General features: G+C 57.7%; 10 protein-coding genes. 4 read left to right on the top strand and 6 right to left on the bottom strand.

The window, feature by feature from the left end:
- Positions 1-551 precede the first annotated feature (551 nt).
- Both NP590_RS01265 and NP590_RS01260 read left to right on the top strand, forming a co-directional pair.
- Complete coding sequence (locus NP590_RS01265) at positions 552-4,340, top strand: response regulator (RefSeq protein WP_256600330.1); 3,789 nt, start codon at positions 552-554, stop codon at positions 4,338-4,340.
- A 2-nt stretch (positions 4,341-4,342) separates the two neighbouring features.
- A complete protein-coding gene (locus NP590_RS01260) occupies positions 4,343-5,365 on the top strand; it encodes an HD domain-containing phosphohydrolase (RefSeq protein WP_256600329.1) in 1,023 nt (340 codons plus the stop codon).
- 240 nt (positions 5,366-5,605) lie between these two features.
- On the opposite strand, the gene NP590_RS01255 is transcribed toward NP590_RS01260, so the two are convergent.
- Genes NP590_RS01255 through rlmH form a run of 6 tightly spaced genes read right to left on the bottom strand, consistent with a single transcriptional unit; the run spans position 5,606 to position 13,367 of the window.
- On the bottom strand, positions 5,606-6,193 hold the full coding sequence (locus NP590_RS01255; protein ID WP_256600328.1) for a hypothetical protein: 588 nt from the start codon (positions 6,191-6,193) through the stop codon (positions 5,606-5,608).
- A 5-nt stretch (positions 6,194-6,198) separates the two neighbouring features.
- Complete coding sequence (locus tag NP590_RS01250; protein ID WP_256600327.1) at positions 6,199-7,017, bottom strand: carbon-nitrogen hydrolase family protein; 819 nt, start codon at positions 7,015-7,017, stop codon at positions 6,199-6,201.
- A 53-nt stretch (positions 7,018-7,070) separates the two neighbouring features.
- Positions 7,071-10,859: a YhdP family protein gene (locus NP590_RS01245; RefSeq protein WP_256600326.1), complete on the bottom strand. Its 3,789-nt coding sequence runs from the start codon at positions 10,857-10,859 to the stop codon at positions 7,071-7,073.
- Positions 10,860-10,871: 12 nt separating this feature from the next.
- On the bottom strand, positions 10,872-12,326 hold the full coding sequence (gene rng, locus NP590_RS01240; protein ID WP_256600325.1) for a ribonuclease G: 1,455 nt from the start codon (positions 12,324-12,326) through the stop codon (positions 10,872-10,874).
- Entirely contained in the window at positions 12,323-12,898 is a 576-nt protein-coding gene (locus tag NP590_RS01235) for a Maf family protein (protein ID WP_256600324.1), read from the bottom strand. The genes rng and NP590_RS01235 overlap by 4 nt, the downstream gene beginning before the upstream one ends.
- Positions 12,899-12,902: 4 nt before the next feature.
- Positions 12,903-13,367 carry a 23S rRNA (pseudouridine(1915)-N(3))-methyltransferase RlmH gene (rlmH, locus tag NP590_RS01230; protein WP_256600323.1) on the bottom strand — a complete coding sequence of 155 codons (465 nt, stop codon included), beginning with the start codon at positions 13,365-13,367 and terminating at the stop codon, positions 12,903-12,905.
- A 312-nt stretch (positions 13,368-13,679) separates the two neighbouring features.
- On the opposite strand from rlmH, the gene NP590_RS01225 reads away from it, so the two are divergent.
- The gene (locus tag NP590_RS01225) at positions 13,680-15,152 is read left to right on the top strand and encodes a complex I subunit 4 family protein (protein ID WP_256600322.1); all 1,473 of its coding nucleotides are present in this window, start codon (positions 13,680-13,682) and stop codon (positions 15,150-15,152) included.
- On the top strand, positions 15,149-16,524 hold a 1,376-nt coding region (locus NP590_RS01220; RefSeq protein ID WP_256600321.1), incomplete at its 3' end, for a putative inorganic carbon transporter subunit DabA. The genes NP590_RS01225 and NP590_RS01220, both read left to right, overlap by 4 nt.

The following is a 16,524-nucleotide window of genomic DNA, read 5'->3' as shown; positions in this document are numbered from 1 at the left end:
GCCGACTGCCGGCAAGCCCGCCGGACAGCACCTGTTTCCGGACCCGGACAGCCGGCTGACGAACAGCTTTGACAAGCATCATTTTGCAATCCAGCGCAAATTTTATTGTTTTTAATCGGCCATGCTCTGGTGTATAAGTTATGCTGACCTCGCGCGGCCAATAGTCGTTTCCACCGCTCCGCGCATTCGGCGGTATCGGTTCCGGCAATCCAGCGGCTTTACGATAAATTTGCCTTAGGATTCAGGATTCCGCACTCTCTTCCTCCGGGAGTTGGTTAGTTCTACTTTGTCACATTTAAAAAACCGCCGTCATGCCCGCCTGGAAGCGGACATCCAGCGCCATGGATGGCAGGCTTCGGTCCATCCATGGAGCCTGGATTCCGGCAATCCCTGCCGGAATGACGAATCCCTTTAAGAATCTGACAAAGTAGAATTAGGGTTAGGGATATAAATAGGGAAGTTATTAGGGACGGAATCCCTAGCGCTGACCGCCATATCGGCGTGGCGCCAAATTGCGCTGCAAATGTTTCGATATTTTTTTTGAGACCGCCATGGGAAATTTTTCATTCAATCCAACCAAGCTGCCGCAAAATCCCGATGCCTTCGGACGGGACGGCATGCTGAGGGAGTTTTTGCTGATGTTCCTGCCGGTGGCCGTGCTGGTCTTGGCGGGCACTTGGTCCTTGGGCGAAGCGCGCATCAAGGCCGAGATAGCGATGCTGATGGCCGAGGAAAAAACGTATGTGGAGCTCAGCCAGGGTCGCTTGATGCGGGAATTGGCGGTGCCGATACGGCATATGGCCAGTCTTGCCAACGAAAAGCCGGTGCGCCAGGTATATGAAGCCACGGAAGGAGCCGATTCCAAGCAAATGGAAGAAGCTTTTTTTTCCTTGATGTCGCGCAACCCCAGTTACGACAAAGTGCGCTGGATAGACAATAACGGATGGGAACGGGTTCGGGTCAACAATGTCGACGGACAGCCTCAACTGGTGGCTCGAGCCGATTTGCAGGACAAGCACGACCGCTATTTCTATCTCGACACGCTGCGTCTGGAAAAGGGCGAGATTTATATCTCTCCACTCGATCTGAACGTCGATAACGGTCAGTTCGAACTGCCCTACAAACCGACAATAAGGGTTGCAACCCGCATTTTCGCCGAAGATGGCTCGCCTCGCGGCATCCTGATCATCAATATAGCCGCCCGTGCGATGCTGAACGCCTTTGTCGACGGCGCCGGCCCGGCGGCCGATCGTATTATGCTGCTGAATGCCGGCGGTTTTTGGCTGAAGAGTCCGGATCCGAACGACGAATGGGATTTTCTGTTCCAGGGCAAAAACAACTTGGGCAACCGCCACCCGCGAGCTTGGGAAGCCATGGCGAACGTTGATCAAGGCCAAATTCTGCTGCCGGACGGACTTTGGACCTGGGACTCTTTATCACCCGTTTCCGAAACGGATATCCGGCTTTCGCACGACATCCACTGGAAAGTGGTTACCCGTTTGCCGGCGACCACCTTATCCGCGCTGCATGATCAGGTCTGGCCGATCAAATTGCTTAGCGCATTGATCATACTTTCGCTGTTCGGCGGCGGCATTGGCCGCTTGATCCAGGCAAAAACCGCCCGCGCCAGGGCCGAAAGGGAAGCGGCATTGGCGCGTAGCGAAGCCGAAGCGGCCCGCAGGCTACAGGAAGCGCAAGCCAGCTTTAGAATGCTGTTCGAAGCCAACACCAGCGGCTTATTGGTGGCCGATGCCGAGGGACGCATCATCATGGCCAATCCGGCCTTCGAAACCATGTTCGGCTACCGCTGCTCGGAACTGCTGAACCATCCGGTCGAAATGCTGTTGCCGGAAACCCTGCGCGCCGATCACGCCGAACAGCGTAAAGCCTATCAGCGGCAACCCACCAGTCGCGCCATGGGCGCCGGCCGGGATCTGCACGGTACCCGCAAGAATGGCGAGGAGTTTCCGATCGAAATCGGCTTGAGCCCTTTTCAGGACAATAACCAGGCTTTTGTCTTGGCCACGGTCGCCGATATTTCGGAGCGCAAGCGCGCCCAGGACGAAATCATGCACATGAATGAAGTTCTGGAACAGCGGGTGGCCGAACGCACCGCCGAATTACTCAGCGCCCGGCACGAGGCGGAGCGCCTGGCCAGCGTCAAGGGCAATTTCCTGGCCAACATGAGTCATGAGATCCGCACGCCCATGAATGCCATTCTGGGCCTGGCTTATCTGTTGGAAAAAGCCCACCTTCCGGCCGAGGAACATAATCTGGTCAAAAAAATCCGCATCGCCGGCCGATCCCTGCTGGGAATCATTAACGACATCCTGGATTTTTCCAAAATTGAATCCGGCCGGCTGGAAATCGAACAGGCGCCGTTTCGCCTCAATGACGTGCTGGATAATGTGGCGACCCTGATGTCCGCGGTGGAGTATAAACCCGACGTCGAGCTGATCATGGGGCCGGCTCCGGAGGGCATGGAATTTCTGCGCGGCGATGCGCTGCGCCTGGAACAGATATTGGTGAATTTGACCAGCAACGCCCTCAAATTCACCGAGCGCGGCAGCGTAGCGCTGACGGTGGAGCACCTCCCGGCAATCAACGGGCAGAATTACCTGCGATTCAGCGTGCGGGATACCGGCAAGGGCATCGCGGCCGACAAACAGGCTGAAATCTTTTCCCCCTTCGCCCAGGAAGACACCTCCACCACGCGTCGTTTCGGCGGCACCGGACTGGGGCTGTCCATCTGCCAATACCTGGTGAAGATGATGGACGGCGAGATCGGCGTCGGCAGCGAACTCGGCAAGGGCAGCGAATTTTGGTTCGTGCTGCCCGTGGAGTTGGTCGAACCGCTGGACTACATGCAGCCTACCATGGCCTTCCAGAACGTCCTGATCGCCGACGACCATCCGGTTGCCCTGGAAACGATGGCAGCCACCGTGCGCAGCCTGGGCTGGAATCCGGAAGTCGTGTCCTCGGGCGAGGAAGCCTTGCAACGGGTGCTTGCCCGGGCGGAGAACAACAAACTCCCCGATCTGCTGTTGCTGGATTGGCGCATGCCCGGCATCGACGGGCTGACGGCCGGGCTGCGAATCAAGAACGCCCTGGGCGACATTCCCAACGCGCCGCTGATTGTGATGACCACTGCTCACGACCGCGATGCCTTGCTGCGCGAGCCGGGCGCTAATATAGTCGATGCCATCCTGAACAAGCCGGTAACCGCCTCCGCGCTGTATAACGTCGTCTCGGCCGCCAAACGGCGCCAGCAGGGAGATTTTCAGCCCGAAACCGCGACCTTGCCGTTAAATGACAGGCGACTTCGGAGCTTGCGTGTGCTGGTGGTGGACGACAGCGAAATCAATCGCGATATGGCCCGCCGGATCCTGGAATCGGAAGGCGCCTGCGTGCATCTGGCCGACGACGGGAAAACCGCCTTGGAATGGCTGAGCGATAATCCCGACAGCATGGACGTGGTTTTAATGGACATCCAGATGCCGTTAATGGATGGTTACGAAGCCACCCGGCGGATTCGCGACACCCTGAACCTGACCGACCTCCCCATCATCGCCCTAACCGCCGGCGCCTTCAAAAACCAGCAAACCGCCGCGCTGGCGGCCGGCATGAACGGCTTCATCGCCAAACCTTTCGATGTCGACGACTTGATCACGCAACTGCGGCAATACGCCCCGGAACAAGATCGAGCTCCCTCCGCGCCGATTACCACTCCAGCGGCCGTCTCCGAATCCGGTCCAAAGCCGATTATCGATCTGGAACGCGGCTTGCGCAATTGGGGCGATGTGGAGACTTACCACCGGTATTTGCGCAAATTTGCCGATGCCCACGGACGCGACGGCGACGAAATTGGCGCACTGATCGGCATGGGTTTGCACGAACAAGCCCGCGTTCTGACGCACAAACTAAAGGGCTCCGCCGGCAATCTGGCCATGATGGCGTTATGGGAACTGGCCGAAAAAATCGAACGCACGCTGATCGAAGGGCATGACAGCGCGGATTGGCCGCAAGCCCTGCAGCGGGCGCTGGATGAAGCTCTGCGGGAAATCAGCGGCCTGACCACACCGGATACCGCGCATGAAGCGGCGGTTTCCCGCATGGCCGATAGCGGCACCCCGTTGCAATTGTGCGAGGACTTATTACTGGCCCTCGATCGGGACAATCCGGATGAAGCGGAACCGCTTCTGGCGGACCTGGAAAAATTGCTGCCGGCAACATTGCTGCAACCCATTCGGGAACTGCTGGATAATTTCGATTTCCGTGCCGCCGAGGAGCAGACCCAAGCTCTCATCGAGCGGTTAAAAGCCAATTCACCGGAGCTTTGACGATGTCCACCGGTCCGATCCTATGTGTCGACGACGAGCCCTACAATCTGGGCATTTTGCGCATGGCGTTAAAAGAGCATCATCCGCTGGCGTTTGCCCGCAGCGGAGCGGAAACCCTAAAAGCGGTGGAAAAACATCGGCCGGCCTTGCTGCTGCTGGATGTGCAAATGCCCGACATGGACGGTTACGAAGTGTGCCGGCGCCTGAAAAGCAATCTGGAAACGCGGGATATTCCCATAATCTTCGTCACCGGCATGACGCAGGAAATCGACGAAAAAGCCGGCTTCGACGTCGGCGCGGTGGATTACATCACCAAGCCCATTTCGGTACCCATCGTTCAAGCCAGGGTACAAACCCACCTGTCGCTGGTACGAGCGGAGACTCTGGAAAAAAGTTACCGCGATGCCATCCATATGCTGGGCATGGCCGGTCACTACAACGACACGGACACCGGCGCCCATATCTGGCGCATGGCGGCGTATAGCCGCTCGCTGGCCGAAACCATGGGCTGGAACGAAGAACGCTGCCACCTGCTGGAATTGGCCGCCCCCATGCACGATACCGGTAAAATCGGCATTCCCGACGCCGTATTGAAAAATCCGGGCAAGCTGAACGAAGAAGAATGGCGCATCATGAAAACCCATACCACCATAGGATACGGTATCCTCAAGCAAAGCCAGGCGCCGTTATTTCAACTGGCGGGTGAAATTGCGCTATACCATCATGAAAAATGCGACGGCAGCGGCTATCCGAGCGGCCTGGCGGCCGACGAGATTCCGGAGTCGGCGCGCATCGTGGCGGTCGCGGACGTGTTCGACGCCCTGTCCATGAAACGTCCCTATAAAGAAGCCTGGCCCCTGGATAAAACGCTGGAATTTCTGAGGGGAAACGCCGGCAGCCATCTCGACGGCCGTCTGGTCGAGGCCTTCATGGACATTTTGCCGAAGATTCTGCGGACCAAGGCGGAATGGGATGCCCGCGAGCAAGAAAAGGAACTTACCCTGATGTCAGGCCTACCCGACTGAGAATTTCGCCACAAACACCCTAAACCTTTGGAGGCTGTCGTAGAAGCCTATCAGCCCCTTCTCCCGCCGGAAAGAGGCTAGAGTTAGGATATATAAAACAATAGCTTATTTGCTTTTACCCCCCTCACCCCAGCCCTCTCCCGCGAGGAGAGGGGGCTTTTACGACAGCCTCCGCCGGGAGGAGGTTAGGAGGGTACGTCTACCCGTACCCGAGTCTGTAGGACGGCCGGCCGCGCGGTATTAGTCATACTCGTTCGGTTTTGGCTGATGATGAATGATCTTTTCATCGATGGTTTTATGCAGCAGGCGCAACAATTCGGCTGAACCGTCCTCGCCGGACTGGCCACCGTCGGTTTTGCCCAGTTCTGCGTTGACCATGACACCGGAAGCCTCTTCCCTCAGGGTAATGTTGTAGTCGGCTTCGTCATAGGCATTATTGAAGAACGCATCCAGCAATGTAGGCTCCCGGCCGGCGGAATCCGGGTCGAAGCGAACCTGAATACGGTTCTCCTGGCGGTTTTTATCCAGCACTTCGACATTGCCGATTTTCAGTGCCACCACCACCATTTCCCAAGCCCGGTCGGGACGGGTTTTCAAGGTCAACCTGGGCTTGTCGCCGTCGGAAAAATCCATCAGCTCGGCCAACAGCGACGACTTGGCGGCCCTGGGGCTCAAATCGTCCGCCGCCAACGCCGGCTGAACATGGGTATGCTCTATCGGCAATTCCGGCGGCAATTCCAGCTGATGGTTGTCGCGATATCGGTCCGAGGTGTCGGCGCACCCCAGTAAAAGCAATACAGGCAAACCGGCAATCAGGCGTTTCGACATAATCCTCACTCGCAAAAAAAGCGGCGGTGTTCCAGCGCGGGAAAGGCGGCGCGCATTTTTTCCAGGCGGCTTTTATCGATATCGGCGGAGACAAAGCCGGGACCGGATTTGTAGCAATCCAGCACCACGCCCCAGGGATCGACTATCATGCTGTGGCCGTAGGTCTGGCGGCCGTTGATATGGAAGCCGCCTTGATTGGGCGCAATGACGTAGCACAGATTTTCGATGGCGCGGGCCCGCAGCAATACCTCCCAGTGCGCGGCACCGGTTTTGGAGGTAAACGCCGACGGTATCACGATGATATCCAGGCCCTTGCGGGTCATGGGGCGGAAAAACTCCGGAAAGCGCAGGTCGTAACAAACCGCGATGCCCAGGCGGCCGAACGGCGTATCGATCACGCAGGATGAATCGCCGGCTTCCACCGAATCGGACTCCCGATACTCTTCGGCGGTATCCGGCACGCTGACGTCGAACAAATGCACCTTGTCGTAACGCGCCACCCGCTGACCCTGGTCGTCGTAAATCAGACAGGCGGCCCGCACCTTGTTGTCCGCATTAGCCGCCATCGGCATGGTTCCGCCGACCACCCAGATCCCGTATTTTTTAGCCACGGCGGCCAAAAACTCCTGTATCGGCCCCTGACCGTCGGCTTCCCGCGCGCTGACCTTGTCGTATTCGTTCATGCCCATGATGGCGAAATTTTCCGGCAAGGCCACCAGTTTGGCGCCCGCGTTGACGGCATCGGCGATTTGCTTTTCAGCCTCCAAAAGATTGGCATTGACTTGCGGGCCCGATGCCATTTGAATCGCTGCGCATATTGTCATGATTTATCCCTTCGATAGTTATTATTGTTCAACACCCGGCCTTGGCCCGCGCGTCATTCGGTGATGGAATCCAGCCAACCGAAATCGGTCAGACCGCGCCAGGTTTTATTCACCAAGCCGTCTTCATCGTGTAGCGGCGTCACGTCGATATCGCCCCAATTTCCCGATAATTTATATTGCGAACCGAAGAAATAACCCTCTTTGTAATCATCGGTTACCACCTGGGTGATGATACTGGCGATACCGCCCACGATTGTACCAGCAATGGGCAGCGCGCCGGAACTCTTGGGCACTACCGCCACCCTTTGATCCAGGGTTTTGTCGGCCAGATTGGCGTAGCCGGCCAGATAAAAATTGGCGGCCACGGCATCCACGGTCAGATCGTCGGTATAGGCCAATCCGTCCCTGATTTTAATGCGGCCCTTGATTTGATCGAAAGCCAGACCTTGCCGGTACACGTCGCTAAAATCCAGGCTCAACCGTTTCACCCATTGTTCCATGGCGATCAGGCCCAGCAAGCGGCCGAAACCCGGCTCTATGCTGGAAATGCGGCCGTCTTTCAAATCCAGTTGCAGCAACCCGTTCAGCCGGCCCAGCGAAAACTGATGCGGCCCTCCGCGCCAACCGCCCTTGAACCTGATATCGGCGGTTGTTTCCTTGAAATCGTCGCTAAAAGCCAAGCGGGACAACAAATCGCCGAATTTGTCGGCTTTCAGGTTACCCTTGACCTGGGTAATGGTACCGGTGGGTTGTTTCAACCAGTCGGCGGTCAGATTGATTTTGCTTTTATCGCTCTGTAATTCAATGGCCTTGAAATGAATGCCGTTGGCGACCCGCTCGGTTTGCAAGGCCAATGCACCCAAATCGCTGCCGCGCCATAACAAATGGCGGCTGTTTATGTCGATCAACGGCAGTTCCGTTACGGCCTCGTCCGCGCCGGCCAGATTGAATTTATCCATCGCCGACAGGTTCAGGAAATCCATATCCAGCACGATACGGTCACTGCCGCCGAGTTGCTCGGGTATGCTGAAACGGCCACGGGCCATCGCGCTGTCGAGATTGCCTTGCCAATGCCGGTTGGCCGCCAGCATGCTGACGCTCAGCGGCCCCAGTTTCTGATCCCGCCACACCAACTGCCCGGTATCGATGGAAACCTCCTTCAGGGCCGGCAGGCGGCTGTCGATGCCGACTGCCCCGACCGCCCGCGACATATCAAACTCGGCTTGTCTGATGTCCAGCTTTAAACCCGGCCCGTCATAGCGGTCCGCCCGGCCCCGGCCGAAAACCACGTGGGCGGACTGCAAGGCTTCCCGGTTTTTATCGATCAGCAAATAGGCAGTCAAGCCCTCGCCGTAACTCAGTTCCAGCGGCAGTTCCGGCCCGTCGGCAAATTCGAAGTTCAAATTCAGGGCCAACGCTTCGTCGGCCGCTTTATTCAAGCCCATGGGACTATCGACGCCGACGCCTTTAAGCGAACTGCTAATGCGCAAGGAAGCCGGCAGTTCCGCCGCATAAGGCAGCGTGAGTTTGCCTGCGTAGGCAAATTTGCCCTTGGCGATATCGTTTTTCAGAAAGCCAAACTGCGCTACCAGTTTATCGATACTGGTAACGCCGTCCAGGTCCAGATAAGTGGCATGGGCATCGCTGGTCAGCCGGCCTTGTATCGGATAACCCAGGCCGCGGGCATCCAGGCGCGTGCTGTAGATACGATCTTCGGTGAACGTCAGCACACCCTTGATGGCATCCAGGTTCAGGTTGACGGGCAGCACGGTCAATTGCGCGCCGTCCAGTTGCGCATCCACCTTGACCTTGACCGGCTCGCTTTCGCTATAGGGGATTTTCAAATCCAGGCCGACCTTGGCCGTCCCCGTGCCGCGGATAAGGCCGGCAATAGGGTCGACTTTAGTCTTTAACGGGGATTTTTGCAGAAAGGCCAAACTATCCATGATTTTGGACTCCACCCTGCCCCAGACATAGACATGCTCGCTGTTGGCCAAATCGGGAATCGTCACCACGGCCTGGTCGATAGCCACTTTTTCGCTATGACCCTTGAGTATCGCCACTTGCAGATCAGCCGCCGAAAATTGCACGTCGGCATGGACATCCCGCAGATGCGGCCAGTCTTGGTTGAACTGAATCTCTCCGTCTTCGATGGTAAAAACGGTTTCGAACAAACCCGACCCGTCGACGAACGGGAACTGATCCAGCGCGCCTTTCACCACCAGTTCTCCGCGCTTGATATGCCCGCCGATAAAGGCATCGTCCAGCCATTCGACGGCACCCTCGCCCATGATCTTGGCGGGCAAGTATTTGGGCGCCTGACTGATATCGTCAAACTGGCCGAAGGCCAGCGTCAAATCCAGAACGGGCGAGGCGGCGGATTTCGGCAACCATAAATCCAGCTGAGCCACGCCGGCAAAATCCGCGCTGTCGACCGCCAGATCGCGGCTGAAAAACTGCCAGGCCTCGGCTGTCTGCCACCAGTGCACGGTACCTTGCAGGCGCTTGACGGCCAGCGGATTTCTGAACCAATCCGCCGCATGAAATTCGCCGTCGTGGGTATTCAGAATGATTTGGCCGTATCGATCGGTCAAGCTGATTTCGCCGCTGATCCGCTTGATCTGCGGAATGGCGCCGAAATGCTCCACTCCCAGATCGCTAAAGCTGCCGCGGGCGGCGTATTGTTGATAATCGCTGCTGACGAACAGACTGACATCGTGCAGGCGGCCCTTGGGATTCAAGGCGAGGTAATCGGCGTGATCGTGGTCGGTCGGTATCAACAAAGGCGCCAGATACATGGCCGCCGGCAAATCCAACTGCTTGATGACGGCGGACAGATTATCCCGCCCGTCCTGTTGCAAATAAAAAGCTCCGTCCGGCCAACGCTGCCGATTGGCGTATATATTGACGTCGTAGCCGGCCAGTCGCCAGCGGCCGCCGATATCGCTCCAGCTGAAACTGGCCTCGAAGGTGTCCAGCGCCAGGGGTTTACCCTGATTCTTGCTGACTTTGACCTGCTGAGCCTGCACATAACCGTCCACTTGATAGGGGCTGGCGTTGCGCCATAAACTCCAGACCCGGATATCGCCGGCGCCGGCTTGCAGATTAAAGCCCAACGGCAGGTCGCCGGTCACCAAGGCCGTCGACTGCAGATCGGTGCCTTCCAGATAGATTTCGCCGGCAAAATCGTCGGGCAGAAAAATATTGCCGGTGATGTTGGCGGAAATGCGCAGGCTGTCGCCGTATTGCTCGGGCAGTTTGCTGAGCAGATGCACTTCGTGGCTTTGATCGAAGTAATGGTTCTTCAAGACCAGATCGAAGCGGTCGAAATGCACCGGCTTGCCGTGGCGCTTCAAATCCAGCCAGGTAATCTCGCTGTCCAGAATTTCGTATTTGCCGCCCCTCAGCAGCCACAAGGGCGGTTCGTCGCTGGCCTGCAGACCCTTTAGAACGAAACTGCCGTCTTCCTGGCGGATGATGCTGATGTTGGCGCCCACCAGAGTAACCCGGCTGGCCGACAGCCAATCCCGGCGCAACAGCAAATCCAGAAAATCGATTCCCAGCCGAATCTCCCGCAGTTGAATGTCCGGTTTGGCGGCGGGGTCCTCGGCCTCTATGCGGATGTCCTTTAAAATCACTTCCGGATTAAACCCGCGCAGGCCGGCGTCCAGCGTGCCTATGCGCAATGGAATGCCGGAGATTTGGCGGATTTTTTGCTCCAGCTCGGCCTGATAATCGTCGATATCGGCCAGAAAAATCCGCGCGACGCTCATCGCCAAGGCCACTGCGATCAGCGACCAGAACAATAAATGGCGGGTGGCGCGGGTAATATGTACGAGCACGAATTCGACGACCTACAACAGCACTACATCATAATGTTCCTGATTGTATTCGGATTCGGCGCGGATCTTGATCGCCACCTTCAGAAACACTTCCAGTTCGGCCAGCATGTCGGCTTCCTCGTCCAGCAGCATTTCCACTACCTGTTCGGACGCCAGCACCAGAATTTGCTGCACGTTGTATTGCCGCACCACCCGGATGATTTCGCGAAAAATTTCCAGGCAAATCGATTCGGCGGTTTTCAACACACCCCGTCCGCCGCAGGTCGAGCAAGGCTCGCACAAAATGTGTTCCAGGCTTTCGCGGGTGCGCTTGCGGGTCATTTCCACCAGGCCCAGCGCGGAGACCTCGGTGATTTTGGTTTTGGCGTGATCCTTGTCCAGATTGCGCTGCAAGGCGGTCAGCACCTGTTTCTTGTGGTCGTCGCTCTGCATATCGATGAAATCGATGATGATGATGCCGCCCAGGTTGCGCAAGCGCAGTTGGCGGGAAATGGTCTGCGCGGCCTCCAGATTGGTTTTGAAGATGGTTTCTTCCAGGTTGCGGCCGCCGACATAACCGCCGGTATTCACATCCACCGTGGTCATCGATTCGGTCTGGTCGAACACCAGATGACCGCCGGACTTCAGCTTGACCTTGCGGTCCAGGGCCTTGCTGATCTCGTCCTCGACGTTATAGATATCGAACACCGGTCGTTCGCCGGAATAATGCTCGATCACCGGCACCACTTCCGGCACGAAGGTCTCGGCGAACTCCACCAGACGTAAAAAGGTTTCCTTGGAGTCGACCCTGACCCGTTCGACGCCTTCCTTATATAGGTCGCGCAGCGTGCGCACGCTGAGCGGCAGGTCCTCGTGTATCAGCGATTTGACCTTAGCCTTTTTGCTCTTATCCAGGATGGATTCCCAGAGTTTATGCAAAAACGTCATGTCCGAAAACAGAATCACCTCTTCCACGCATTCGGCGGCGGTACGGGCAATAAAACCGCCCGGCACCGCGTGTTTTTGCAGATAGTTTTCGATGCAGGCGCGTAATCGGGTGCGTTCCTCCTCGCTCTCGATGCGCTGGGAAACCCCGGAATTGGCTGCGTAAGGCATGTACACCTGAAAACGGGACGGTATGGAAATATCCGTGGTCAGGCGGGCCCCCTTGTTGCCCAGGGGGTCCTTGGTAACCTGCACCACGATTTTCTGCCCTTCCTTCAGATAATGCTCTATGCTTTCCGAACCGTCGGCCAGTTCCTGGCTGTTGAAATCCGACAAATGCAGAAAGGCGGCCTTTTCCAGGCCGATATCCACGAAAGCCGCCTGCATGCCCGGCAACACCCGGCACACCTCGCCCTTGTAGATATTGCCCACCAAGCCTTTTTGCCGCACCCGCTCGATGATCAGCTCTTGCAACACGCCGTTTTCTATCACCGCTACCCGGGTTTCCGGCGGGGTGACATTGATCAATATTTCCTCACTCATGCGATGACTCTAATCCCTTGTTTGGCTAATAATTGTGCGGTTTCAAACAGCGGTAAGCCCATCACGCCGGAAAAACTGCCCGTAATCGATTCGATAAAAATGCTGGCCAGCCCCTGAATGGCGTAGCCGCCGGCCTTGTCGCGCGGTTCGCCGCTATCCCAATAAGCGCCGATTTCCGCCTCGCTCAGACAACGAAATTTCACCCGGCTGACGCTGACAGCTTGCCAATGCCCGTCGCCGCGCAGCGAAACCGCGCTATACACCTGATGTTCGCGTCCGGACAGCCTCGTCAACATCCGCGCGGCATGCCGGCCGTTCTCGGGTTTTCCCATGATTTCGCCGTCGCAAACCACGCTGGTATCGGCCGCCAATACCGGCAGTGCGTCGCCGCGCAGGGCCCGGCAGGCCGCCGACTTTTCGCTGGCTACCCGCTCCACATAGGCCAAGGGCGATTCGCCCGGCCAGGGAGTTTCGTCAATATCCACCGCATGAATCAGGTGGCGAATGCCGATTTGCCGCAGCAATTCGCTGCGGCGCGGGGAAGCCGAGGCAAGCACAAGCTGTGGCGTCATACGCTTAACGGTGATAAGGGTGGTTATTCATCAGACTCCAGGCCCGGTAGATTTGTTCAGCCACTATGACGCGAACCAGCGGGTGGGGAAATGTCAACGGCGACAGGCTCCAGGATTCCCGCGCCACGTCGCGGACTTGCGGCGACAAACCTTCCGGGCCGCCCACCAGCAAGGCCACCGGCTGGCCGCTGTCCAACCAACGTTGCAGGGCCTTGGCCAACTCGGGCGTGGTCCAGGGTTTGCCGGGTATGTCCAGCGTGACCGGATGCGCGCGCGGCGGCAAGGCCGCCAACATGCGCTCGCCTTCGTCTTGGGTAATCCGGGCGATATCGCCGCTTCGGCGCTTGTCGGGAGCAATTTCCCTCAACACCAATTCGCACTCGCGCGGCAGCCGTTTGGCATATTCATTATAGCCTTGCCGTACCCAGTCCGGCATTTTGTTGCCGACCGCGATCAGATGTATCTGCATGGTTTGGCGGGCGTACTGTCGGTAGTCATATTCAAATCTTGCAACCTTGAATTCAGCGAGTGTCGAGAGGAAAATTCGGCCGCCGCATGGTTCGGCAACCGCGAATTTGTGGCCGCTAAGGGTACACGATACGCCTGACTTTGCGAAAGCAAAGCCGAAAAACAGCTCATAAATTTCCCGGCTCCAAAGCTTCCCATGGCATCGGCTTGGTCGAAGCGAGCCGGTTTATATAAACCAATTTGGCTAAAATTGGCCTATTTCAACCAAATGCCATTAGAATACCAAGCCAACTCGACTTGACCACCATTAATCATGGCAATATTAAGCGCTCTGCTTTGGACTCCGGCGCTGGGGGTGCTGCTGCTGGCGCCCATTTCCGGGCAGAGACACAAACTGATCAGGCACATCAGCATTGCAAGCACATTGGCCGCGTTTATCCTGGCCTGCGGATTGTTGTTCAGTTTCGAAACCGCCGACAGTGCCATGCAGTTCGGCGAATTTTATCCGCTCAACCCCAAACTGGGCAGCGCCTACGCCTTGGGCGTGGACGGCTTGTCCATGCCCATGCTGATGTTGGCCACCCTGTTGAGCGTCATCGCCTTGCTGGCGTCTTTTTCCATTCGCGACGGTCTCAAGGGTTATCACATCTGCGTGCTGTTGCTGGAATTCGGCATGCTGGGAGTATTCATGGCTCAGGATTGGGCCTTGTTTTATATTTTCTGGGAAGTGACGCTGATCCCGCTGTTTTTCCTGATCGACCGCTGGGGCGGCAAGCGCCGGCACGCGGCCAGTTTGAATTTCGTACTCTACACCATGGGCGGCTCGGTATTCATGCTGCTGAGCCTGTTGGCCATCAGCCAATACGATCTGGAACACCAAGGCTCTCTGATGGTATCCATGGGACAGGCGGCCCAAAGCATGCCGGTACTGGAACAGGTTCTGGTATTGCTGGGTTTTTTATTGGGTTTCGGCGTCAAAATGCCGATTTTCCCGCTGCACGGCTGGTTGCCGCTGGCGCATGTGGAAGCGCCCAGCCCCATCAGCATCCTGCTGTCGGGCATTCTGTTGAAAATGGGCGCCTACGGCTTGCTGCGCACGGTGGTGATGCTGCCGGTGGCAGCCAAATTGATCCAGCCGCTGTTGGTGGCCCTGGCCTTGTTCGGCATGATTTACGGCGGCTTGCTGGCTTGGCGGCAGCGCGACCTGAAAGCCATGGTGGCCTATTCTTCCCTGAGCCATATGGGCGTGGTGCTGTTGGGTATTGCCGCCATGAATCAAATCGGCTTTACCGGCGCCATTTTGCAGATGAGCGCCCACGGCCTGATTGCCGGCGCCTTGTTTTTACTGGTCGGTCTGCTTTACGAACGCACCCATACCCGCAACATCCAGGATTACAGCTCCCTGGCACAGGTGATGCCGCGCTTTGCCGCCTTTACCACGCTGACCTTGCTGGCCGCCATGGGCCTGCCGGGCTCGGTCGGTTTTATCGCCGAACTGCACGCCCTGATCGGCGGTTTCCAACAATGGGGCGGGCTGATAGTATTCTTCAGCCTGAGCATTTTGATCGGCGCCGCTTACGCCATGCGCACCATAGGCCTGCTGTTTACCGGCCCGGTCAAGCCGCGCATGCAGACCGTCGCCGATTTACAGCCGCTGGAACTGATGGCCTCCGGAGTATTGGTGGCCGGCATCGTCCTGTTCGGCCTGCTGCCCGGGCCGCTGATCGAATTGTCTACGTCGACCATAGATCGCATGCTGCTGACCATCGGGGAGCGTCTGCCTTGAAAACCGCGCAGCAAGCCTCAAACCGGCAAATCGTCCTGGATGCGATCAAGCACCTGGATCATGTGCTGCCCGGTCAAGCGCCGATACACGACTTCGTGCACCACAATACCCTGCACGGCTTCCAACATCTGCCTTTCGAGCAAGCCCTGGCGGCCTTTACCGCCCTGACCGGCATCGATTGCTACCAGCCCGCCGAACAATTCCGCCAATATTACTCCGAAGGACGCATCAACGATGCCGACCTGGACGCCGCCTTAAACCGGCATTTTGGCGACAGCGGCGGCGAGGAAGTCTGCAAGTGGGCGGGACAATCCCTGACTCGCCGGCAACTCTATCGACAGGCCTTGCTGTGCGATTTATCGCCCGCCACTCCCGCTCAATTGCTCTGGCAACTGCGGGAAACCGACTTGTTGCAAGGGCAAGATAGCCGCGCGCTCTGGGATAGCGTGCTGGAGCGGCTTGAACTGAGCTTGCCGGACCTGCATCCGGAACAACTGCTGGACCTGAGCCGCGAACAGGCCGAAAGCTGGCTGGCAAATACCGACATCGACCGCGCCGAACAAGATGCGATGCGGTTAATGGATTTGTTTGATCAAGTGGGCGCCGGCTTGAGCCTGCGCGGCCTGCTGGCCGCATTGACCGGCGTCGATATCCTGGAGCAGGTGCGCCCGCAATTGATCCGGTTTTGCGCATCGCTGCTGGATGAAGGCCAGGCGGCCTGGCGCCTGCCGCAACGGCGGGAACTGGGTTTGTACCAAGCTTGGCTGCTAACGCTTGAACACGACGCCGAGCCGATGTTTCAGGAACTGGACGATTGGAAAAATCCGCCTGGCGACTGGCCAGGGGATGCGGTCGATGCCATTGTCCGGCAACTGCAAAATGCCGGCATTCCCGCCGAGCGCTGGGCGGGATATCTGGAAAGACTGACGCTGGAATTACCCGGCTGGTCGGGACTGATCAACTGGCGGCAAACTCACCCGGATTACCGGGCCGACGAAGCCACCCAACCCTTGCTGGCGGATTATCTGGCGATACGCCTGATTCTGGATAACGCTTATCTGGGCAGGCTGTGCCAAGCCACTTGGCGCTGTGCGCCGCGCTTGGACAAGCTGCGGGCCTGTTTCGAAAAAAACCGCGCCGAATTCACGGTCCGGCAAGCGGTTTTCGGCCGGCAATTGCCGGAATATCTGCAACATGCCGGCCTGAACCTGCTGGCGGACAACCCCAGGAGCAGCGACGAATGGCAAATACTGGCCGACCGCATCCGCACCTGGCGGCACAGCCCCTTGGCCGAGCGCGCCGGCGAACTCAGTGTTTTCGGACACGGCTGGCGGCTGTTCCGCCTCGGCCAAGCCCTGGGCCTGGCCGAGGC

It is taken from the genome of Methylomonas subterranea (genome assembly GCF_024505185.1).
GTDB lineage: Bacteria > Pseudomonadota > Gammaproteobacteria > Methylococcales > Methylomonadaceae > Methylomonas > Methylomonas subterranea.
This window is presented reverse-complemented; position numbering and strand designations above follow the sequence as displayed.